Source organism: Paenibacillus cymbidii (genome assembly GCF_004764705.1).
GTDB lineage: Bacteria > Bacillota > Bacilli > Paenibacillales > NBRC-103111 > Paenibacillus_AN > Paenibacillus_AN cymbidii.
Genome location: NZ_SHLX01000008.1, coordinates 26511 through 48263, shown reverse-complemented (window position 1 = coordinate 48263; position 21753 = coordinate 26511). Strand labels below are relative to the sequence as shown.

Sequence of the window (21753 nt, the reverse complement as noted above, 5' to 3'; positions counted from 1 at the left end):
GCGCAAAGAATTATATCGAAGATGGCATAACGACTGCAACGATCGAATTTATTTTCATAGAGAGTACCGCAACTTTTCCCCCCCGGCTGAAGTATACACAGGTAATCAATCGGCTGCGGGACGGGGAAACGCAAGGAGGGTCGCTTGCATAATGACCGATTCCCAGTTGATTCGAGAAATCAAGGACGGCAACGTAGAGCTTTACGCCGAACTTGTTCGCCGATATGAACGGAAAATATACGCCTTTATTTTTCACATGCTGAAGAGCTCGCGAATGGAAATGTTTGCCGACGACCTGAGCCAGGAGACGTTCTACAAAGCGTATCGCAGTTTGCAGACGTTTCGCGAGGTCGAAGCATCGTTCTCCACCTGGCTTTACACCATTGCCAGGAATACGGTGCTGAGCGAGCTGCGCAAGCAGAAGCATGTCAACGTTTCGCTGGACCAGAGCGGCCTGACGCCGCAGACATCATTCGATTCGTTGCCCGAGCAGAAGATGCTGCGCAACGAGAAGGTGTCGATGGTGCGCGAGGCGATCAACAATTTGCCCGAGAAGCAGCGTTCCGCGCTCATTTTGCGCGAATACGACCAGCTCGATTACCAGGAGATTGCCAACATTCTCGGCCAAACCGTCAGCAGCGTGAAGTCGCTTTTATTTCGGGCCCGCGCTAGTGTGAAAGTACAACTGGAACCGTATTTTGTCGATCCTATCTTTGACGAGTACGAAGGGATGAACCAGAGATGAAATGCAGTGACGTACAGGAACTGTTCGCGGACTACTTCGATATGACGGACGGCGATCTACATAAGCAGGCAATCGACGGACACGTCGCCCGCTGCCCCGTTTGCCGCGAGCAATTGGAACTGTGGACGGAAAGCGCGAAACTGATACAGACCGACCGGATTGTGCCGGACTTACATATGAGATCGAATCTGATCGCCGATGGCGTCATGAACCGCATCTACCGCGACGAATCGTGGAGACGGCCTGTGGCGACCCGGATCTATGCGATTCCGTACAAGATGAGAAGAAACGTTACGGCGGTCATCGCATTTTGCATCGCCTTGTTCGCCGGCAGTTTCCTGTACATGTGGATGGGCAGCGGCAGCGAGGAGGTAGTACCGACCAAGTACGGCTTCCATCAGGCGGCCAGCGCAAGCAACACGGTGCAGACCGCGTCGCTGAGCGCCCGTTCGATGTCGAGTTCGACCGTAGCAAGCGCATCCGGCTTCATCGAGCCGATCAAGATCGCGTCCATTCACTACACGCCCAATTATTTGCTCGCGCTCAGCCTGCTCGGGTTCACTTCTACGCTCCTGATTATGAACTGGCTATCGCGCACGCGCTCCTGATTCAGACGAATAAAGCAGCCTTGGGGGCTGCTTTTTCCATGTGCCGAAGAGCAATCCGCGCTTTCTTCATCCGTTTGCAATGTCGCGAAGGAAGGCGAAGGCGCGCTTCGTGTATTCTTTTTTGGCGCTGTTGTACAGCAATTCATGCCGGCCGTTCGGGAGCAGCCACAGCTCCGAGCGGTCGTTCATTTTCTGCTCGGCGTAAATGGCTTCCGCGGTTTGATATGGCGCGAGCTCGTCTTCCTGGCCGTGAATCAGGAACAGCGGGATGGAAAAGTCGGTGGAGACGACTTGCTGGTACGGGATCTGGTTCAGCGTCATGCCGCTCCATAACGAGGCGAACATGCGAATGAGCGGCAGCGACGGGTAACGCGGCAAATCGACGTAACGCTTCACGTTTGCGTATAACGTATCGGGCGTGAGCAGGAACGTGCTGTCGAGAATCATGCCGCCGATCTCCTCGTTGCCGAGCGCCGCCTGCAGCGCCGTTCCGGCCCCCATGGAAAATCCCCAAATGTACACATCCGAGGCCCCTTTCGCTTTGGCGAAGCTGACGGCATCCCGCAGCTCCTGCGACTCGCGCACGCCTCCGGTGACGAACCGATTCGGGTCACTTACGTAGCCGTAATCGAACATCAACACGTTATAGTGGCGGTCGTGCAGCGATTTGGCCAAATCGTACAGCGGCACCCACACTTCTTCGCGATTGCCGCCGTAGCCGTGGGAGAACACAACCGTGCGGCTCGTTGCCGCGGCTGGGATGTACCAGCCCTGCAGCGTTTCATTGCCGCTGGCGAAGGCAACGTCCTCGTAAGGAAGCTGGACCGCCTGCAGCGGATTGCTTGTCAGCGCGGCGATGGCCGGTTTGCTGAGGTGCCAGGCGATATATGCGTGAAACAGCAGCAACGGGACGATAATGAGCATCGGTATAATTACGCCAAGCGCCCAGGAAAGGACGCGGCGCATCGAATGACCTTTCGTAATGACAGCGCTTTCAAAAGGTTCGGACACGATAGCAGGGGCGGTGATGACGGGTGTTTCCATACGTAACCCTCCAATCGGGAATAAGAAGATGGCGGGGGTGATCGGTGCCATATCTTCATGATGAAGCCGGGCTCGAACAAAGTCAACGACCGGCGAAAAATGTAATCTCGCCGTAATTCTCTTGTAATCAATGGGCGAAATTGGGTGCTGCATATTTTATGGGAAATGAAACCATAATGGGTAGTATACAGCGTCGTCTGACCGGACGAACGGCTTCCACGCGGAGGTGCCACATGAATTTAACCGAAATGCTGAGCTATGCCGACATTCGCGAGCTTGACCGGATTGCGCGTCATTACGACTGCGAGTGCGGGGGCCATTCCAAGCACGAATTGATCCAATCGATCTTAACGGCGCTGAACCGGCGCGACCTGTTCGAACGGCAAATCGAAGGGATGCCGGTAACGTATATCCGGCTTCTCGATTCTCTGGCCTCCGACAAGCGGGAATCGTTCACCTTGGAGGAACTGACGGCGCGGGTCAAGATGGCCCACTGGGATGCGGATCCGGCGCCGGCGGCATCGCCGCGTGACATTATCGCCGATCTTAAGCGCAGGGGATGGCTGTTCAGCGGCTTCTCGGAGCAGACGAAATATTTGTTCCAGGTGCCCGATGACATGAAGCGGCGGTTTACCGAGGTGCTTGCCGGTCATTTTCGCCGTACGCTGGTCATGCCGACGAGTTCGCCGGCGGTATACCGCGACGAGCAGCAGTTGTTTGGCGAAGATATGCTGCAATTTCTGCGGCTTCTGGCCCATGAGCCGATGCCGCTTGCCGATACCGGCTCGCTTTACAAGCGGCAGCTGCAGCTTATTCTCGATTCGTTTACAGTCGAAGAGGAACAGGTCGCCCGCACCGCATTCCGTTTCGGGTATGGCCGCAGATTCAAGGAGTATCCGAACCGCTTCTCGCTGATGTACGATTATTGTTATTACAACGGGTATATAGAAGAAGACGGACCGCTGCTCAAGCTGGGCGAGCGCGGAGACCGGCTTGTCGCATCCGGCCAGAAGCCGGGCATCGTGCCGATGTTCCGATTCTGGCTGCGCCTGTATAAAGGTCCGGTAGCGAGCATCGGTTCCGTGGCGCGCTGGATCGAACGGCTGGCGAAGCCGTGGACGACCGTCGTTTCGCTTGGCGCCGAACTGATGCCGCTGATCAAGCCGTATTATTACGATACGCCCGCTTCCATTTTCGAGCAGCGCATTGTGATGCCGATGATGCACCTCGGGCTGCTGCGAATCGGTCAGGACGAGGAATACGGCCAGGTCGTGCAGATGACGAAGCTCGGCAGCGGCGTGGTGGCCGGCAGTACGGCCGACGAAGAGGAAGCGATCCGGCTGGATCTGCCGGAGGACGGGGCAACGTCTCGATCGCGGTACGATCGTTAACAGGCGGAAACGGTGGTTGTTGCCGCATCGGAACGTTTCCGTTCACGATTTGGCTCGAATGAAGCGTACGGCGGGTGGATATATCTGCAAGGTGCCGAATACAGGCAGGAAATTCGCTGAGACGCGTCGAAATCGATGAGGATTGGTTATCACCACATCCATGGAGGAAACGCAAGTGAAATTCAGCGAAATCAAATCGGATCAATGGGAGTCGCTTCGGCCGTATCTGGATACGTGCCTGCTGCCGCTGACCGGGCTTAGCGGAGCCGAAACGCCCGCACAGACGACGGAGGAGCTGGTGCGGCTGCAAACCGTGATGGACCGGGTGGAAGCGCCTTACAAAGGAAGGGTGGTCACCTATCCCGCGCTTCATTATATGTTCGTCGACGGGCGGTTTGCGGAGCGGGTCGAAGCGTTGTGCGCGTCGATCAAGGCGGGCGGTTTCCGCTTCGTCATTCTTGCAACGGCCAATGCCGCGATCGGCGGGATGACGTTCGCGAACGCGGACCTGCTGCTGACGGAAACAATGGCCGGCGAAGGCCAGGCGACCGTCGCCCGCGCGATCGATGCGTTGTGGCATTCGCCCCAACCGCCGCAGTCGCCGCCGCAGTCGCCGCCGCAGCCGTAAAAATCGCGAACCCGCGTATGGCAGCGCCGCAATTGGCAAACGCTAACGGCAAAGGAGAAAAACAGTTGTGACAATTTCGTTACATATGTTTGCCTAGCGCTTCATTCCTTCCGCCAATTGAACAGCCGCGTTCTTGACGCTCCCATAGACGTAGGCTATTATTAGTAATGTCCTAGTAAGCGGTGGAAAGTAATGTCGAATTGACATGCGATATGACTGGCAAAAGGGGGTAGAACACATGAGCGATCACACGAACCACGATTATGAATCCGGGCATTCGTCCCACCAGTCGCCCGGCAAACGCGAGATGTCGCGGCGGCAGTTTCTTTCCTATACCCTCGGCGGAACGGGCGGATTTTTGGCCGCGGGCATAGTGATTCCGATGATCCGGTTTGCAGTTGATCCGGTGCTTCAGCCGAAAGCGAAGGCCGATTGGGTGAAGGTAGTCGAAGAAAGCAAAATTACCGACAAGCCCCAAGCGTTCAAATTTCCGGTTCATCAAATCGACGGCTGGTACGAAAGCGACGTAGAATTGGAAACGTGGATCACGAAGGGCAGCGACGGCAAAATTTTCGCGCTCAACCCGACCTGCAAGCACCTTGGATGCACGGTCGACTGGAATTCGAATCCGTCCTTAAAAGATCAATACTTTTGCCCATGCCACGGCGCGCATTACACGATTGACGGCAAGAACCTGGCCGTTGCGCCGGCGCCGCTTGACGAATACGACGTCAAAGTCGAGAACGGCTTTGTGTACGTCGGCCAACTGCACGCGAACCATCGGGTATAGAAGGGAGGCGTTAACTGACCATGCTGAAGAGCGTTTATAACTGGATTGACGAACGCCTCGACATTACGCCGCTTTGGAGAGACGTGGCCGACCACGAAGTGCCGGAGCACGTCAATCCGGCGCACCATTTTTCGGCGTTCGTTTACTGTTTCGGCGGATTGACGTTTTTTATTACCGTCATCCAAATTTTGTCCGGCATGTTCCTGACGATGTACTATGTGCCGGATATTCTGAATGCATACAAGAGTGTCGATTTTCTGCAAAGCAAAGTCGCTTTCGGCGTCATCGTCCGCGGTATGCATCACTGGGGCGCCAGCCTTGTCATCGTGATGATGTTCCTGCATACGCTGCGCGTCTTTTTCACCGGCTCCTACAAGGCGCCGCGCGAAATGAACTGGGTCGTCGGCATGCTCATTTTCTTCGTCATGCTGGGCCTTGGCTTTACGGGCTACCTGCTGCCATGGGACAACAAAGCTTACTTCGCGACGCAGGTCGGCATCCAGATCGCGGCATCGCCGCCGATCATCGGCGAATACGTCAAGACGTTCCTGCAAGGCGGCGATATCGTCGGCGCGCAAACGCTCACCCGTTTCTTTGCGCTCCACGTATTCTTCCTGCCTGCGGTGCTGCTCGCATTGCTGGGCGGACACTTCTTCATGATTCGCAAGCAAGGCATTTCCGGACCGCTATAGGAGAGGAGGCGCTTTTACGTGGCACACGGTCATAAATCAGACGAAAAAGTAGTATACGTCGGCGACTCGCGCGTCCGTCAGAAATCGAACCGGCCTTTGCCGATCGATTACTCCGCCTATCCGGGCAAATCGGAAGCGTTTATCCCGAACTTCCTGCTGAAGGAATGGATGGTGGCGGCGGTATTTCTCGTCGGCATCCTCGTACTTGTCATGTCGGAACCGGCGCCGCTTGGCTATCCGGCCGATCCGACGAATACGCACTTCATTCCGATGCCGGACTGGTACTTCCTGTTCATGTATCAATTGCTTAAATATCCGTACACAGCGGGCGATTACAAAATTTTCGGTACGCTGGTTATTCCGGCGATCATGTTCGGTTCCCTGCTGCTTGCTCCATTCCTTGACACCGGCAAAGAAAGACGGTTTTACCGCCGTCCGATCGCGTCGATGCTCATGTTCGTATCGCTGATCGCAACGATCTACCTGACGGTGTTCTCCTGGCACCACTACCAGAAGGAATTGGACGAAAAAGGGATTATTCCGGAGCACATCGAGCGCCGCGAGGCGATCGAGGAAGCGAAGAAATCGGGCAAGCCGCTGCCAAGCGCAAGTAATGCGCTGCCGGCGCTTGTCGCGGCGGACGATCCTGCCAAAGACATTTACGCCAAGGCGACTTGCGTTTCCTGCCACGGCGCCGATCTGAAAGGCAACAAAAGCGCCGGTTTCCCGGCATTGCTCGGCGTAGGCGATACGCACGACAAGGCGGCGATCCTCAAGATCATGAAAGAGGGCGTCGGCAAAATGCCGGCCGATCAGTACGAAGCGAGCAAGAAGATGGGCAACTTCACCGACGCGCAAATGGAACAGTTGGCCGATTGGCTCGCGAAGCAGAAAAAACAATCGTAATCGAACACATACGAACAGAACCTGACCGTTAAGCTGCGGTCAGGTTTTTTTGGAGGAAATTATGGGAAACAACCGGGCAGCCATCGCCTTGATGTGGAGCAAATCGTTTCTGACCTCGCGACCGATTCTTTGGGCGCTCTTCTGGGTGAATGCGCTTGGAACCGCTTACGGATTTTACTGGTATGGCGAACAATTGCAGACGACGGCGGCGGAAAAGCCATTCTGGATGGTGCTGTTCGTGCCCGACAGCCCAACGGCCAGCATGTTCTTTACTCTGGCGATCGCTTGGATGCTCGTTACTCGCCGGACAAGCCGGGAGGAGCCGTGTACGTTCCGGCCTTCGTCCATCGTTCGCGGCATTGTGGAAACGATTGGCGCGGTGACGTCGTTCAAATACGGCATTTGGGCCGTTTGGATGATTGTGTGGGGCGGGTTGCAAGGCGACACCATCGTTTGGCAAGATTGGATGCTGTCGATCTCGCATCTTGGGATGGCGGCGGAAGCGCTCGTGTTCGCCCGCTTCTTCCGCATCCGGCCGCTGTACGTTTATGCGGCAGCCATTTGGGCGCTCGGCAATGATTATGTCGACTATCATTTCGGCATTTATCCGTGGCTGCCGGACGAACTGGCCGACGATTTAACCGCTATTCGAATCGGAACGATTCTGCTGAGTTTGACCGGTTGCCTGGTGTTCGCCGCATTCGTCAGGCGGCGCATGGTGGACAGACAGGCGGTCTAATCGGGGACATCCCTCCATATGTTGATAAGGAGGAGGGATGTCCTGATGAAGACAGCCTCAAGGCGAGGAGCGGCAATAATGGTTGTGCTGTTGTTCGGTATTGCTGTTTTTGTCTGCGGCTGCGCCGGCGGTGCGGATGCAGACGTCTGGAAACCGGCGGACGACACGGCGGCAGCGAACCAACTTCAGCAGTTTGCCAAGCTGGCGGACGACGCCTACCAGAAGACGGTGAGCGGCCGATACGCGGAAGCGCGCGATGTGTTGCTCGAACTGGGCGACATGATGCCCAGCCTGACGCTGAAAGGCGCAACGACGATTGAAGGCGTGCAGGCGCTGTCGGAAACGATCCTGCAAGGGCAGCTAACGTTTAATGCGGTGCGGCTGCAGCCGGACGAAGCGCTTGCCGCCGCAGGCCGGATCATGCTTGCCGTTGACGCGCTGACGCACAAGCACGAACCGATGTGGCGCCAATACGGCAAATTGATGCGCGAAGACGCGGCGGCGTTGGAGCAAGCGGCGGCCAAAGGGCAAGCGGTTGATGCCAAAGCGGCGCTCGACAGCTTGTTGGTCCGCTACGCGATGATTCGCCCGGCGGCGCTTGTCAGCGGCAAATCGGAGGACGTCGAGCGGCTTAAGTCGCTGTTCGGCTATTTGCAACCCAAAGCGGAGCAGAAGGCGCTGCAAGGAAGCGGGAGCGCCATCAAACAGCTGCGGGACAGCATCGGCCGGCTGTTCGACGACCAAGGCGAGCAAGCTGCCTATTTGCCGCTGGAGACGACGCGATATCCGCTGCTGTTTTCGCTGCTGATCGGCGCAATGATCGCCAGCGTGCTCGCTTACGCGGCCTGGCGCATGCTCCGTTCGGGCGGTACGGGCGGACCGCCCAACCCGCATGCGCGCAAAGGGTGGTAGTACAACGTTTCGTGGGAACGACCGCTGCTTGTCGGCATGTGTGTGCCGGGGCAGCGGTTTTTCTCATGCGACGAAACGCATTCATTTGGTTTGAAAGCCTTCGCCGAGCACGTCGTGAACGTCGCTGATCACGATGAAGGCGGCAGGATCGGTCGTCTTCACGAGGGCGCGCAGTGACCTTGCTTCCGAACGCGACACGACGCAGTAGACGATCTGCTTGGCGCGCTGCGAATATACGCCGATCGCGGGCAGCAGCGTAACGCCGCGGCCCAGCTCTTCGGCGATCGTTCGCGACAGCGTTTCGCCACGTTCGGATACGATGGTAAACGCTTTGGCCGCATAAGCGCCTTCGGATAGGAAGTCAATTGTTTTCGAAGCGACGAAGACGGCTACGATCGTATACAGCACCTTGTCCATAGTGATGTAAAGGAGCGATACGCCGATGATAAGCGCATCGATGGTCAGAATGATTTGGCCCATACTCCAGCCTTTCCACTGGTTAAGGAAGCGGGCGACAATATCGGAGCCTCCGGTCGTGCCGCCGCTGCGAAACACAAGTCCAAGCCCGGCGCCGATTGTGACGCCCGCGTACAGCGAAGCGAGCAAATAATCATGCGTGGCGAACGGCTCCAGCCAGCCGCGGCGAATCGTGCTTTCCATGATCCACAGGAAGCCCGACAGCGACAACGTGCCGATCAGCGTGTACAGCATGGCGCGACTGCCGAACTTTCGCCAGCCGGCAACGAACAGCGGAACGTTGATGATCAGCGTCGTCAACGACGGCGGCAGCTTGGCGGCATAATACAGCAGCAGCGCAATGCCGGTGACGCCGCCTTCCATCAACTCGTTCGGAATGACAAACATATGCAGGCCGAAGGCGTATATCGCCGTGCCGGCCATAATCAGCAGAAAGCTGCGGATGACGGCGATCGGTTCGTTTTCGTTCACAAGGATCGGTTCCTTTCGGCCGAAAGTTGGCAAAACATCCTATCGCTAGTATTCCCCAATTTGTCCGAACCTCTCTTTGGGCGTGTCTGAAAACCCGCTCGAGGTCATCTTGCACCGCCTTTTCGCCCCCTGCTGCGTCCGTTTTGCTTGACTTACCCCCGGTAAGCCTGCACAAAACTTCCTTGCATGGAACGAAAATTCGGCCCAATCTGTTCCCCTCGGAGTATTCAGACACGCCCTAGCCATGTTCGTTTCATTTGTTTTTCGCCTACGCTTCGGTTAACATGAAGAAGAAGCAAGGCAAACCGCGTAACGACGAACGGGAAGGGATGCGCATGACAGACAAGTCGCTTAAAGCGATGCAGCAAGAAGTCGACCGCTATATTTCGCAATTCAAAGAGGGGTACTTCCAGCCGCTCTCGATGCTGGCTCGAATGTCCGAGGAAGTTGGCGAACTGGCGCGCGAAGTGAACCATCATTTCGGCGAAAAACCGAAAAAACCCGGTGAAGCGGACAATTCGATCGAAATGGAACTGGGCGATATTTTGTTCATTACGATCTGCTTCGCCAATTCGCTGGGCATCGATTTGACGGCGGCGCACGATCAGGTCATGCATAAATTTCAGACGCGAGACGCAAACAGATGGACGAAAGTGCACACCGAACCGGAATGACTCATATGCTGTACCATCACCCGTCGGGATGGTGAACGGCTATGAGCGGCGAGCATCATATTAAAAAAGCCTATGAATCTATTTTGCGCAACGACTTTGAACAGGCGATCGCCTGGTTCGAGCTCGCCATTCGCAACGAACCGGACAATGCGGACTATCACTACCGGCTGTCGGTTTCGTGCGCGCGCAGCAACCGGCTCGCCAAGGCGATCGATCATGCGCTGCGGTCTGCGGCGCTTAGTCCGGGCAACGAAACGTACCGGTTTCATCTGCAGCGCTTGCACGCGCGCAAGCTGACGGAAGAGGCGGAGAAAGCGATCGCGCAGCTTCGCCTGCACGACGCGGAATCGATGCTGCGCCGCGCGACAACGCTCGACCCGCTGGCGTTCGAGGCTTATTTGATGCTGGCCGTCGTATACGACAAACTGGGCGATCCCGCGATGGCGCTCGCCGCCGCGCGCGAAGCGCACCGGCTCGATCCGCAGCACGAGACGGCGCTTAAGCTGGTGGCGCAATACGAATCGGAATGGCGAGCAAGCCGCAACGGCAACAAACAATTTCATTAGCGAACAAGGGACAGGTGAATCAGGTTGAGTACAATCATCAATGTAGCGGTAGCGGGCGCAATCGGCAGAATGGGACAAGAAGTGGTCAAGATGGTGCTCGCCGATCCGGAACTGAAGCTGGTGGCGGCGATCGACCGCGCATCGGAAGGGGCGGATATCGGGCGAATCGTCGGCAAGGAGGAGTGCGGCGTTGCCGTATCCGGCGATCTGGAGCAAGCGCTGCTGTCGGGACAGGCCGACGTGCTGGTCGACTTCACGACGCCGCATTCGGTCGTCGCCAATGCCAAGATCGCCATCCGCAACAAAGTTCGTCCCGTCATCGGCACGACCGGCTTTACGCCGGAAACGATCGAAGAGTTGGACAAGCTGTGTCTTTCGTACGGCATCGGCGGCATCATTGCGCCGAACTTCTCGATCGGCGCCATTCTGATGATGAAATTCGCCGCCCAGGCGGCCAAATATATGCCGCATGTGGAAATTATCGAATATCACGGCGACCAGAAGCTGGACGCGCCGTCCGGCACCTCGATCAAAACGGCGGAGCTGATCGCGCAAAATCGCCAAGAACTGCGCCAAGGCAACCCGAAGGAAGAAGAAACGATCGAAGGCAGCCGCGGCGGCTACTACAACGGCTTCCGCATCCATAGCGTACGCCTGCCGGGCGTATTCGCGCAGCAGGAAGTCATCTTCGGCGGCGACGGACAAACGCTGAAAATTCGCCACGATTCTTACGAGCGCTCAGGCTACATGCCGGGCGTCAACCTCGCCGTCAAAAAAGTGCAAGGCGTCTCCGGCATCGTGTACGGCTTCGAGCATTTTATCGATTAACCGGCAACAACGTTCGAGAGGGGAAAGAGGCTGTCACATGGGGATCAACATAGCGCTGATTGCACACGATCGCAAAAAAGAAGAGATGGTCAATTTCGTCACCGCTTACGAGCAGGTGTTTGCGGACGGGCACCAACTGTATGCGACGGGCACAACCGGACAACGCATCATGGAAAAGACGGGCCTGACCGTGCACCGCTACATGTCCGGGCCGCTCGGCGGCGACCAGCAAATCGGCGCCCTTGTGGCGATGAACGTGCTCGATCTGCTTATTTTCCTGCGCGATCCGCTGATGGCGCAGCCGCATGAGCCGGACATCATCGCCTTGTTGCGCTTGTGCGATGTGCAAGGCATACCGGTAGCGACTAACATCGCCACGGCGGAAATTTTGGTCAAAGCCGTCGACAGAGGCGATTTTGCTTGGCGCGAACTGGTACATAAATACAAGCCGGGTGAAGCGTAATGAGCGAAACGCTGGATCTGCTCATATTCGGCGCGCATCCCGACGACGCGGAAATCGGCATGGGCGGTACGATTGCCAAACATGCCGCCTCCGGTTTGCGTGTGGGCATTTGCGATCTGACGAACGCGGAGATGTCGTCCAACGGCACAGTTGAAACGCGCCGCAAGGAAGCAGCCGACGCGGCCGACGCGCTTGGGCTGGCGATGCGCAGCAACCTCGGCTTGCCGGACCGCGGCCTCACCGGCAGCCGGGAGCAAATCGACGCAATCGTAGGCGAGATTCGCCGGCTCCGGCCGCGTATCGTGTTCGCCCCGTATTGGGAAGACCGGCATCCGGACCATGTGATGTGCAGCAAGCTCGTGCAGGAGGCGGTATTCAGCGCCAAGCTTCGCCGTTACATGCCGGAGGTCCCGGCCGTTGCCGCGGAGCAGCTGCTTTTTTATTTTATCAACGATACGGCGGAAGCGGATTTGCTGGTGGACGTGACGGACGTGTACGAGCGCAAGCGCGCTTCGCTGCTTGCTTACCGCACCCAATTCGAGCCGGCGGGCGCTTCCGGCGGCGAGTTCGTGCCAACGCCGCTCAACCAAGGCTATTTGGCCAATGTGGAGGCGCGCGATCGGCTGTTCGGGCAGAAGAAGCTGATTCCGTATGCGGAAGGCTTCGTCACCAAGCTGCCTTATACCGTGAATTTATTCGTATAGCGCGCCCACCGGCCGCATATCCTTATCGCGATGCTAACGAGAGGAGGCGATGCGCCCATGAACGAACGATTGAAAATCGGCATCACCTGTTACCCGACGCTCGGAGGATCGGGCGTCGTCGCAACGGAGCTCGGCAAGCTGCTCGCCGAGAAGGGACACGAGGTCCATTTTATTACGCACAGCATGCCGTTCCGGCTTGGCAAATTCGATCGCAACATCTTCTACCACGAAGTCGAAGTTAGCGATTATTACGTGTTCCGTTATCCGCCGTACGATCTGTCGTTGGCAAGCAAGCTGGCACAGGTGGCAAACATGGAGCAGCTGGATTTGCTGCACGTCCATTACGCGATCCCGCATGCCGTATGCGCGCTGCTGGCCAAACAGATGGTCGGCGACCGGCTGAAGGTCGTGACGACGCTGCACGGTACCGACATTACAGTGCTGGCGCAGGATCAGTCGATCAGCGATCTGATCCGCTACGCAATTAACCAAAGCGATGCCGTAACTGCCGTATCGGCGGATCTGATTAACGAAACGCGGCGTACGCTGGCGATCGAACGGCCGATCGAGCTGACCTACAACTTCGTCGACAAGCGCATTTATTACCCGCGCGACGTCAGTGAGCTGAGAGGCGAGTTCGTCGCCCCCGGGGAAAAGCTGCTGATGCACATTTCCAATTTCCGTCCGGTGAAGCGGGTGCTCGACGTGGTAGACATTTTCGCAAAAGTGAACGACAAGGTGCCGTCGCGGCTCATGTTTGTCGGCGAAGGACCGGACTTGTCGAAAGTGATTCATCGCATCAAGGAGCTTGGTCTGGCGGACCGCGTGACGTTCTGCGGCAAACAGGACGACGTGGCGCAAATCATTTCGTTGGCCGATCTTATGCTGCTGCCTTCGGAGAAGGAAAGCTTCGGGCTCGTGGCGCTGGAAGCGATGGCTTGCGGCGTGCCGACCGTCGGCTCCAACGCCGGCGGCATCCCCGAGTTGATTACGCACGGTCAAACCGGGTATTTGGCGTCGGTTGGCGACACGGAAACGATGGCCGCCCACGCCATCCGGCTGCTGCAGAACGAAGCGCTTTACGCCGATTTCCGCGCGGCATGTATCGATCGTGCGCATCGCACGTTCTGCAACAATACGATCGCCCGCCAGTACGAACGCATTTATTACGATGTGCTTGGCCGTCCGGCGCCGGAAACGGAGTCGTCCCGCCAAACGTGCCTGAGGTGAGCGGCGTGCCGGGCATGATGGAGCAAGAAGCGATATCGGTGCTTGATGCGCTGACCGCCGCCGGCTACGAAGCTTATCTGGTCGGCGGCTGCGTTCGCGACGCCGTCATGAACCGCAGCATCCACGACTTCGACATCGCCACCTCGGCGCTGCCGGACGAGGTGCTGCGGTTGTTCCCGCATACGGCGCCAACCGGTCTCAAGCACGGCACGGTGACAGTAGTAATGCGGCATGGGGCGTACGAAGTGACGACGTTCCGCACGGAAAGCGATTATGAGCAATACCGCCGCCCGAAGACGGTGGCGTTCGTAACCGAACTGAAGGAAGATTTGCGCCGGCGCGATTTTACGATCAATGCGATGGCGATGGACCGGGAACGGAACGTGATCGACCCGTTCGACGGTCGCGGCGATCTCGCGCGCGGGCTGCTGCGCTGCGTCGGCGATCCCGTCGAACGCTTCCGTGAAGACGCGCTGCGCCTGCTGCGCGGCGTCCGCTTCGCAGCGGCTTACGGGCTCGCAATCGAGCCGGCGACGTGGCGGGCGCTGCAGGAACAGGCGCCGCTGCTGCGGCATATCGCGATGGAGCGAATCGGCGCCGAACTGATGCGCATCGTCTGCGGCGACGACCCGGCGCGCGGCTTCGAGCTGCTTGCCGCAAGCGGCTTGCTTGCGCATATGAAAGTGCCGCTGGCGCCCGCGTTGGCAGGCATGGCGCCGGAGCGGCTGCCTGCAGGGCTGCGCCGGATCGGCGAGCTGGAAGCGCCGGCGCAGCGCTGGGCGCAGCTGTTGCTCGCGCTGGGCGCCGGCGCCGCGGATGCGCGCGAAGCGATGCTTGCGCTTGTGTACCCGCACGCTTTCGCCGCAGAAGTGACGGCGCTGCTCGCGTGGGACGAGCGCCTGCGCGAGCGCTTGGCCGCAGGCGAAGACGTGCGCCGCGCCTGGCAGTTCGGCGCGCTCGACTACGGCACCGCCGCGCTGCGCGGCTGGCTGCCGCTTGCGCGCTTGCGGCTGCGCGGCGAAGCGTCGCAGCAAGAGGGCGCGCTTGCGCGGCTGCTCGCCGAAGGCGAAGCGTGGCTCGCGGCGATCCCGGCGCTGCAGCCGCGAGAGCTCGCCGTCAGCGGCGCGGACGTAGCCGCGTGCGTCGGGCGCGCGCCGGGGCCGTGGCTGGGCGCGCTGCTGCGCCGGCTGCTCGAGCTGACGGCGACCGGCGAAGCCGTCAACGAGCGGAGCGCGCTGCTGGCGGCGGCCGAACGCGAAGCGAAGCGGTTCGGCTGACGCCCTAGATGGGGATATCAGCGGAGGAGAGAATGCGATGGGATATTTGTTGCCCTATTACCGCAAACACGGCAAACTGTTTTATCTCGCTATTTTGTTCGTTACTTTGGAAGCGCTTGCCGATCTGACGCTGCCGACGGTAATGGCCCATATTCTCGATTCGGGCGTTGCCGCCGGCAACCTGCACGTCGTCTGGCGGCTGGGGGGCCTGATGCTGCTCATTACGGCCGGGGGCGCCGTTGCGGCGGCAATGCGCAATATCGTGGCGAGCCGCGTGTCGCAGAAGTTCGGGGCGGAGCTGCGCGGCGACTTGTTTCGCAAAATCCAGCTGCTCGGCTTTCGCAATATCGACCGCTTCGAACGGGCGTCACTCATCACGCGGCTTACCAACGATGTGACGCAGGTGCAAAACTTCGTCAACGGCCTCATGCGCATTTTCGTCAAAGCGCCGCTGCTCGGCATCGGCAGTCTCGTCATGGCGGCGCTGCTCAACCCGCGACTGGCGATCGTGCCGGCTGTCGTTGTGCCGATCGTGGCCGTGCTGATCGCGCTCAACATGAAGTTCGGCTTCGCCCGCTTCCTCGGCGTGCAGAAGGCGCTCGACCGCGTCAATGCGACGATGCGCGAATATTTGTCCGGCGTGCGGGTCGTCAAGGCGTTCAACCGCTTCGATTTTGAAGTGGACAAGTTCGAGGAGTCGAACCTGCAATACCGCGACCGTTCCATTCGCGTTATGCGCATTATGGCCGCTTTCAACCCGGCCGTCATGCTGACCGTCAATTTCGGCATCGTCGCCGTCATCTGGCTCGGCGCCTTGCGCGTCGACAGCGGCCATATGCAGATCGGGCATATCGTCGCGTTCGTCAACTACATGACGCAACTGCTGTTTGCGCTCATGACGGTGTTTATGGTATTCAACATGCTGGTGCGGGCGCGCGCCTCGCATACGCGCATCGGCGAAGTGTTCGCCGAGCGGGACGCCATGCAGACGGCGCCGCTGGAACGCGAGCCGTCGCCTGATGCCAAGGGCGGCATCTCTTTCGACAATGTGACATTCGCTTACGAAGGCATGGAAAACGCGGCAGCGCTCAAAGGCGTCACCTTCGACGTGCTGCCGGGCGAATCGATCGGCCTGATCGGCTCGACCGGTTCGGGCAAAAGCACGATCGCTTCGCTCATCCCGCGCTTCTACGACACGTCCGGCGGCGTCGTGCGCGTGAACGGCGCCGACGTCAGGCAAGTCGATCCGCGCGAGCTGCGCGAAACGATCGCCATCGTGCCGCAGAAGACGGTGTTGTTCACCGGCACGATCGCCGAAAATATCGGCTGGGGCCGGGAGTCGGCGTCGCGCGAGGACATCGAGCTGGCGTCGCGGCTGGCGGAAGCGCACGAATTCGTGTCGACGCTGCCGGACGGGTACGAAACCAGGCTCGGCCAACGCGGCGTCAACTTGTCGGGCGGCCAGAAGCAGCGGGTGTCGATCGCCCGGGCGCTGGTGCGCAAGCCGGACATTCTGATCCTCGACGATTGCACGAGCGCGGTCGATACGGCGACCGAGTCGCGGATCAAGCAGGCGCTGCGCGACTACGCCCAAGGCATCACCTGCCTGCTGATCGCCCAGCGGATCACGTCGGTCATGGATCTCGACAAAATCGTTGTGCTTGACGAAGGGCAAGTCGTCGGCATCGGCAAACATGAAACGCTGCTGCGCGAATGCGAGGTATACCGGGAAATTTTCCAATCCCAGGTGGGAAAGGAGAGTCGTTCGAATGTCAAAGCCGAATGAAGCGGGAACGCAGCGGGCGCCGGGCGAAACGGATGTCGCGATGATGGGCATGCCGGGACGGCCGGGCGGTTTCGGCAGACCGGGCGGCCGCGGGCCGGTCGTCAAGCCGAAATCGTTCTCCGGAACGATCCGCCGGCTGTGGCGTTATTTGGGCGAGGAGAAGCGCAAACTGACGGTGATTTTCTGCTTCCTGCTCGTAAGCGCCGCCATTTCGCTGCTGGGGCCGTATTTGATCGGCGTAGCCGTCGACGCGATCGCCGATTCCGGCGGCGTCGATTTCAATCTGCTCGGCATCGTACTGATCGCGCTGATTGCCGCTTATGTCGCCGACGGGGCGATGTCGTTTCTGCAAAGCTGGATGATGGCGGGCATCGCCGCCCGCATCGTGGCGAGCTTGCGCCGCGCCTTGTTCGCCAAACTGCAGAAGCTGCCGCTCGCATACTTCGATTCGCGTCCGACCGGCGAAGTGATGAGCCGGCTGGCGAACGACATCGACAACGTCAGCAACACGATTTCGCAGTCGACGACGCAGCTCATGTCCGGCATCATCGCCATCGTCGGTTCGCTAGTGATGATGCTGATCCTGAGCCCGACATTAACGCTTGCCGCGCTTGTGACCGTTCCTCTTGTCTACTTTCTGGCGCGAACGATTACGAAGCGGACCGGGGCGCTGTTCAAGGAACAGCAGGCGCAGCTCGGCCGGTTGAACGGCCATATCGAAGAAACGATATCCGGCCTGCTGGTCGTAAAGGCGTTCAATCACGAGGAGAAGGCAATCGCCGATTTCGATAAGGTGAACGACAGGCTGTATGAAGTGGGGCTGCGCGCGCAAATATGGTCCGGGTATTTGATGCCGCTGCTCAGCGTGATCGGCAATATCGGCTTTGCCGCGGTGGCTGTAACCGGCGGCGTGCTGGCCGTAAACGGCCATATTACGGTCGGTGTCATCGCCAGCTTCATCAGCTATTCGCGCCAGTTCGTGCGGCCGCTGAACGATTTGGCCAACATGTTCAATACGCTGCAATCCGGCGTCGCCGGCGCGGAGCGGGCGTTCGAGGTGCTCGACGAAAAAGAGGAAACGGAGGACAGGGAAGGGGCGGCCAAGCTCGCCGACGCCAAAGGCGACGTCGTGTTCGACAACGTCAGCTTCGGCTACCGGCCGGACGTGCCGATTCTGCAAGGCGTTTCGTTCCATGCGCCGGCGGGCAGCAGCACCGCGCTGGTCGGTCCGACCGGCGCCGGCAAAACGACGATCGTCAACCTGCTGACGCGCTTCTACGACGTATCCGGCGGCTCGATCGCCATCGACGGCCGCGATTTGCGCGAGTACACGCGCGACAGCCTGCGGCAAAGCTTCGGCATCGTGCTGCAGGACACGTACTTGTTCGCCGGCACGATTCGCGACAATATCAAGTACGGCAAACCGGATGCGACGGACGAGGAAATGGCGGCGGCGGCCGAACACGCGAACGCGGCGGGCTTCATCAACCGGCTGCCGCTGAAGTACGACACGGTGCTGACTGAAAACGGCGGCAACTTGAGCCAGGGACAGCGCCAGTTGCTCGGCATCGCGCGGGTCATGATTGCGAGCCCGTCGATTCTGATTCTCGACGAGGCGACCAGCAGCATCGATACGCGTACGGAGCTGCACATCCAGGAAGCGCTGCTGGCACTGATGAAAGGGCGAACGAGCTTCATCATCGCGCACCGGCTGAATACGATTCAGGGCGCCGACCGCATCATGGTAATCGACCACGGAGGCATCGTCGAGCAGGGCAGCCACGAGGAACTGCTGCAAGCGCGGGGCGTTTACTATCAAATGTTTCAAAATCAGTTCAAACATCTCGGAGGCACCGCTTCGGCTTGAGTGCCTTCCGGGCAAAAAGCGAACGCATCGCCGTTTCCGCTCACCACGCCAGCAGCACGATGCCGGCGGTGATGAATCCGGAAGCGGCGATTCTGCTTGCGCCGCGCGATTCCTTGAGCCAGAATATGCCGAGCAGCGCGCCGAACACGGTGCCGATTTCGCGCATCGGCGCCAGATGCGAAACGGGAGCCAGCTCCAGCGCTTTCAGGAACAGGACGTATCCGCCGGGGGCAAGCAGGCCGCCCAGTACGATTGTCGGCCAATGAAGCCGCCATTCCTTCACCATCGCGCCGGAGCGAAGGGCGATCGTGGACAGCGCCAGCAGGTTGCCGACATTGGACAGCCAGTTGAGCGTGATGGCGGGGAGATGGGCGAGCGCGATTTTGTCGACGACGGTGTAGCCGGCGATCATCACGCCGACCGCCATGGCGAGCGGCAGCGTGCGATTGGCCGCGCTGCGCCGCCCGCGGAACAATGCCCGCCAATCGCCGGTCAGCGCAATGCCGCCGACGATCAGCATAACGCCGCACCAGCCGGTCCACGGCAGCCGCTCCTGCAGCAGCAGGACGCCTAGCAGCGGCACAAGCAGCGGGCTTGTGCCGCGCATGATCGGGTACGCTTGCGACAAGTCGCCGGCCGTATACGTTTTGGCGAGCAGCAGCACGTAGACGCCGTGCAGCGCGACGCTCGCCGCCGCGAGCAGCCAGCCGACCGGCGAAACCGGCTGCAGCACCGCAAGCTCGCGGAGCGCAAACGGCAAGAAGACGGCGATCGCCGCCCACTGGCACCACCAGAGAAACACGGCTTTATGCCCGCTTCGTTTGGCGAATACGTTCCAGATGGCGTGGACGAAGCCGGACAACAGCACAAGAGTCAGCGCCGCCGCGGGCATCGCGCTACGGCCTCGCCTGCGGCAGCCGCTTCAAATACCGGTCCGGCTCGCGCACGAACCCGTACTGCTCGTACAGCCCGTGCGCGTCGAACGTGCCGAGCAGTCCGGTCATGCCCTGAAACATGTCGGCGGAAACGATCGTTTCGACCAGTCTTTTGCCGATGCCCCTGCCTCGATGTTCCTCCTGCACGAACACATCGCAAATGTAATAGATCGTTGCGTAGTCGCTTACGACCCGCGCGAATCCTACCTGCCTGTCCCCATCGTACACGCCGAGGCAATACGAGGTTTCGATCGCTTTGACCGTGCGCTCATGCGGCCGCTTGTTCGCCCAGTAGCTTCTGGACAGGAAGCCGAGCACCAGTTCCTTGTCGATGCGTGATTTGTCGTCGGATATGACGTAATGCTGGTGGTGGATTTCCATTTCGGTTCGTACCTCCGTAGTGCGCCGATTCCGTCGGCGTTTGACGATCTTGACATTGAATTCGCTGCCCAAACGAATTCTCCTTGTTTCCCTTCGCGCCAAACGGGGGAATAAAAAGCATAGAAAACCGAAGGAGTGGATTGCCATGGCAACAGCAGCAAACCAATCGAATCTTTATGAACGTTTGGCGCAGCTTTCCGAACAGGAGTTGAAGCTGGTGACGGAGCTGGTCGATCAATTGGCGCAACGTCGCCTGGACAACGCCGGTTCCCAGCCGGCCGCCATAACGGCGCCGGACCGCGAAAGCGCCAAAAAGCTGAAAAAAATGGCGATGCGCGAAGGGGAGCTTGTGACGCTGAACAGCACGGAGCCGCCGCAGCGGCAGTGAGTGCAATACGGAGAAGCGCCGGCCGCAAGCCCGACGCTTTTCCTCTTTTCAGGCGAATGGTGTCGATCCATTGGTTGACAAAAACGCGGCGGAAGGAGAAAATGGCATCGACGGGCAGGAATCGGGAGGATCGCGATGGCATTGAAACAACGCATCTTGGAATTGCTGCGCTCGGCCGGCGGCGACTTCGTGTCCGGCGAGCAACTGAGCGAATCGCTCGGCGTCAGCCGCACGGCGATCTGGAAGCACATCCGCGCGCTGCGCGAAGAAGGCTATGTATTCGAAGCGGTATCGCACCGCGGCTACCGGCTTGAACAGGAGCCGAATCGGCTGACGGCAGCGGCCTTGATCGCGAACTTGCGAACCAACGTGCTTGGGCGTCAATTGACGCTGTTCGACGAGGTTGACTCCACGCAGAACGTGGCCCACGAGCTCGTCCGCCAAGGCGCCGAAGAAGGCACGCTGATCATCGCGGAGCAGCAGACGCAGGGGCGCGGGCGTCAGGGCCGGGCCTGGCATTCGCCCAAAGGCAAAGGCATTTACATGAGCCTGGTGCTGAAGCCGCGCATTCCGCTGCATTTTACGCCGCAGCTGACGCTGCTGGTGGCGGTTGCGTTGTGCCGCACGATGAGTCAATATGTCGGAGACAGGGTCGGCATCAAATGGCCGAACGATTTGCTGATCGAAGGGCGCAAGGTGAGCGGCATTCTGCTCGAGTCGCGCGCGGATGACGAACGGCTGCATTATGTGGTCGCCGGCATCGGCATCGGGGTCAATTTGACAGCGGAGGATTACCCGCCGGAACTGCACAAGGTGGCCACTTCGTTGCGGATGGAAACCGGCGTAGAAATCGACCGGACGGCGTTTATTTGCGCATTTCTGGCCGAACTGGAAGAGCTGTATGGCTTGTACCACCGGGAAGGCTTCGCGCCGATTCAGGCGCTGTGGGAGGCGCGTTCGGTATCGTTGGGCAAAAGGGTGACGGCGGTCGCTGCAACGGGGACGATAACCGGCGTCGCCGAACGGATCGACGATAGCGGAGCGTTGATGCTTCGGCTCGATGACGGAACTGTGTTGCCGGTTTATTCCGGCTTGCTGGAAACGTAGGGCGTGCCGAGACTTCCGGGGCAGACACGCCCTCGCGCAAATGTGTCGAATCGTGTATCGCATCAGGCCAATGTTTGATATAATGGCAGCAAGGGTGGCAAAGGTTGTATCGCTTATGCGGCGAACGGCACTTTTTTACCCGAA

Annotated in this window: 24 protein-coding genes; 20 read left to right on the top strand and 4 right to left on the bottom strand. The window is 59.2% G+C overall.

Going from position 1 to position 21753, the window contains the following annotated elements:
* Positions 1-151 precede the first annotated feature (151 nt).
* Together EXY20_RS12670 and EXY20_RS12665 are read left to right on the top strand one after the other, a co-directional pair.
* On the top strand, positions 152-745 hold the full coding sequence (locus tag EXY20_RS12670; protein WP_135551496.1) for an RNA polymerase sigma factor: 594 nt from the start codon (positions 152-154) through the stop codon (positions 743-745).
* Positions 742-1353: an anti-sigma factor family protein gene (locus EXY20_RS12665; RefSeq protein ID WP_135551494.1), complete on the top strand. Its 612-nt coding sequence runs from the start codon at positions 742-744 to the stop codon at positions 1351-1353. Before EXY20_RS12670 ends, EXY20_RS12665 begins: the two co-directional genes overlap by 4 nt.
* Before the next feature lie 66 nt (positions 1354-1419).
* Here EXY20_RS12665 and EXY20_RS12660 read toward each other — a convergent pair whose 3' ends face one another.
* Positions 1420-2397, bottom strand: a complete 978-nt coding sequence (locus EXY20_RS12660) for an alpha/beta hydrolase (RefSeq protein WP_135551492.1) — start codon at positions 2395-2397, stop codon at positions 1420-1422.
* Positions 2398-2630: 233 nt separating this feature from the next.
* On the opposite strand from EXY20_RS12660, the gene EXY20_RS12655 reads away from it, so the two are divergent.
* From EXY20_RS12655 to EXY20_RS12625, 7 genes are all read left to right on the top strand, one after another.
* On the top strand, positions 2631-3788 hold the full coding sequence (locus EXY20_RS12655; protein WP_135551489.1) for a hypothetical protein: 1158 nt from the start codon (positions 2631-2633) through the stop codon (positions 3786-3788).
* Between the two features lie 175 nt (positions 3789-3963).
* Entirely contained in the window at positions 3964-4416 is a 453-nt protein-coding gene (locus EXY20_RS12650) for a DUF2487 family protein (protein WP_135551487.1), read from the top strand.
* A gap of 238 nt (positions 4417-4654) precedes the next feature.
* Positions 4655-5206, top strand: coding sequence for a ubiquinol-cytochrome c reductase iron-sulfur subunit (locus tag EXY20_RS12645; RefSeq protein ID WP_135551485.1), 552 nt, complete (start codon positions 4655-4657; stop codon positions 5204-5206).
* Between the two features lie 20 nt (positions 5207-5226).
* A complete protein-coding gene (gene qcrB / locus EXY20_RS12640; protein ID WP_135551483.1) occupies positions 5227-5898 on the top strand; it encodes a menaquinol-cytochrome c reductase cytochrome b subunit in 672 nt (223 codons plus the stop codon).
* Positions 5899-5916: 18 nt separating this feature from the next.
* Positions 5917-6804, top strand: coding sequence for a menaquinol-cytochrome c reductase cytochrome b/c subunit (locus tag EXY20_RS12635; protein WP_135551481.1), 888 nt, complete (start codon positions 5917-5919; stop codon positions 6802-6804).
* A 61-nt stretch (positions 6805-6865) separates the two neighbouring features.
* Complete coding sequence (locus tag EXY20_RS12630; protein WP_135551479.1) at positions 6866-7543, top strand: DUF1405 domain-containing protein; 678 nt, start codon at positions 6866-6868, stop codon at positions 7541-7543.
* Positions 7544-7621: 78 nt separating this feature from the next.
* Complete coding sequence (locus tag EXY20_RS12625; protein ID WP_167859199.1) at positions 7622-8455, top strand: sporulation protein YpjB; 834 nt, start codon at positions 7622-7624, stop codon at positions 8453-8455.
* 81 nt (positions 8456-8536) lie between these two features.
* On the opposite strand, the gene EXY20_RS12620 is transcribed toward EXY20_RS12625, so the two are convergent.
* A complete protein-coding gene (locus EXY20_RS12620) occupies positions 8537-9403 on the bottom strand; it encodes a YitT family protein (protein WP_407944913.1) in 867 nt (288 codons plus the stop codon).
* Positions 9404-9738: 335 nt separating this feature from the next.
* On the opposite strand from EXY20_RS12620, the gene EXY20_RS12615 reads away from it, so the two are divergent.
* The 9 genes from EXY20_RS12615 to EXY20_RS12575 are packed head-to-tail and all read left to right on the top strand — an operon-like array spanning position 9739 to position 18798.
* Positions 9739-10077: a nucleotide pyrophosphohydrolase gene (locus EXY20_RS12615; protein WP_135551954.1), complete on the top strand. Its 339-nt coding sequence runs from the start codon at positions 9739-9741 to the stop codon at positions 10075-10077.
* Positions 10078-10118: 41 nt separating this feature from the next.
* Positions 10119-10643, top strand: coding sequence for a tetratricopeptide repeat protein (locus EXY20_RS12610; protein WP_135551475.1), 525 nt, complete (start codon positions 10119-10121; stop codon positions 10641-10643).
* 24 nt (positions 10644-10667) lie between these two features.
* A complete protein-coding gene (gene dapB, locus EXY20_RS12605; RefSeq protein WP_135551473.1) occupies positions 10668-11471 on the top strand; it encodes a 4-hydroxy-tetrahydrodipicolinate reductase in 804 nt (267 codons plus the stop codon).
* Between the two features lie 37 nt (positions 11472-11508).
* On the top strand, positions 11509-11934 hold the full coding sequence (mgsA, locus tag EXY20_RS12600) for a methylglyoxal synthase (RefSeq protein WP_135551471.1): 426 nt from the start codon (positions 11509-11511) through the stop codon (positions 11932-11934).
* A complete protein-coding gene (gene bshB1 / locus EXY20_RS12595; protein ID WP_135551469.1) occupies positions 11934-12638 on the top strand; it encodes a bacillithiol biosynthesis deacetylase BshB1 in 705 nt (234 codons plus the stop codon). Before mgsA ends, bshB1 begins: the two co-directional genes overlap by 1 nt.
* A gap of 57 nt (positions 12639-12695) precedes the next feature.
* Entirely contained in the window at positions 12696-13868 is a 1173-nt protein-coding gene (gene bshA / locus EXY20_RS12590) for an N-acetyl-alpha-D-glucosaminyl L-malate synthase BshA (protein WP_135551466.1), read from the top strand.
* Entirely contained in the window at positions 13856-15145 is a 1290-nt protein-coding gene (locus EXY20_RS12585; RefSeq protein ID WP_167859198.1) for a CCA tRNA nucleotidyltransferase, read from the top strand. Before bshA ends, EXY20_RS12585 begins: the two co-directional genes overlap by 13 nt.
* Positions 15146-15182: 37 nt before the next feature.
* Positions 15183-16931, top strand: coding sequence for an ABC transporter ATP-binding protein (locus EXY20_RS12580; RefSeq protein ID WP_135551462.1), 1749 nt, complete (start codon positions 15183-15185; stop codon positions 16929-16931).
* A 40-nt stretch (positions 16932-16971) separates the two neighbouring features.
* Positions 16972-18798 carry an ABC transporter ATP-binding protein gene (locus EXY20_RS12575; protein WP_235885854.1) on the top strand — a complete coding sequence of 609 codons (1827 nt, stop codon included), beginning with the start codon at positions 16972-16974 and terminating at the stop codon, positions 18796-18798.
* A gap of 40 nt (positions 18799-18838) precedes the next feature.
* Here EXY20_RS12575 and EXY20_RS12570 read toward each other — a convergent pair whose 3' ends face one another.
* Both EXY20_RS12570 and EXY20_RS12565 read right to left on the bottom strand, forming a co-directional pair.
* Entirely contained in the window at positions 18839-19690 is an 852-nt protein-coding gene (locus tag EXY20_RS12570) for a DMT family transporter (protein WP_135551457.1), read from the bottom strand.
* 4 nt (positions 19691-19694) lie between these two features.
* The gene (locus tag EXY20_RS12565) at positions 19695-20114 is read right to left on the bottom strand and encodes a GNAT family N-acetyltransferase (RefSeq protein ID WP_135551454.1); all 420 of its coding nucleotides are present in this window, start codon (positions 20112-20114) and stop codon (positions 19695-19697) included.
* A 145-nt stretch (positions 20115-20259) separates the two neighbouring features.
* Between EXY20_RS12565 and EXY20_RS12560 the strand changes: the two genes are divergently transcribed.
* Both EXY20_RS12560 and EXY20_RS12555 read left to right on the top strand, forming a co-directional pair.
* Complete coding sequence (locus tag EXY20_RS12560; RefSeq protein WP_135551452.1) at positions 20260-20502, top strand: hypothetical protein; 243 nt, start codon at positions 20260-20262, stop codon at positions 20500-20502.
* 135 nt (positions 20503-20637) lie between these two features.
* Positions 20638-21609: a biotin--[acetyl-CoA-carboxylase] ligase gene (locus EXY20_RS12555; RefSeq protein WP_135551450.1), complete on the top strand. Its 972-nt coding sequence runs from the start codon at positions 20638-20640 to the stop codon at positions 21607-21609.
* Positions 21610-21753 lie beyond the last annotated feature (144 nt).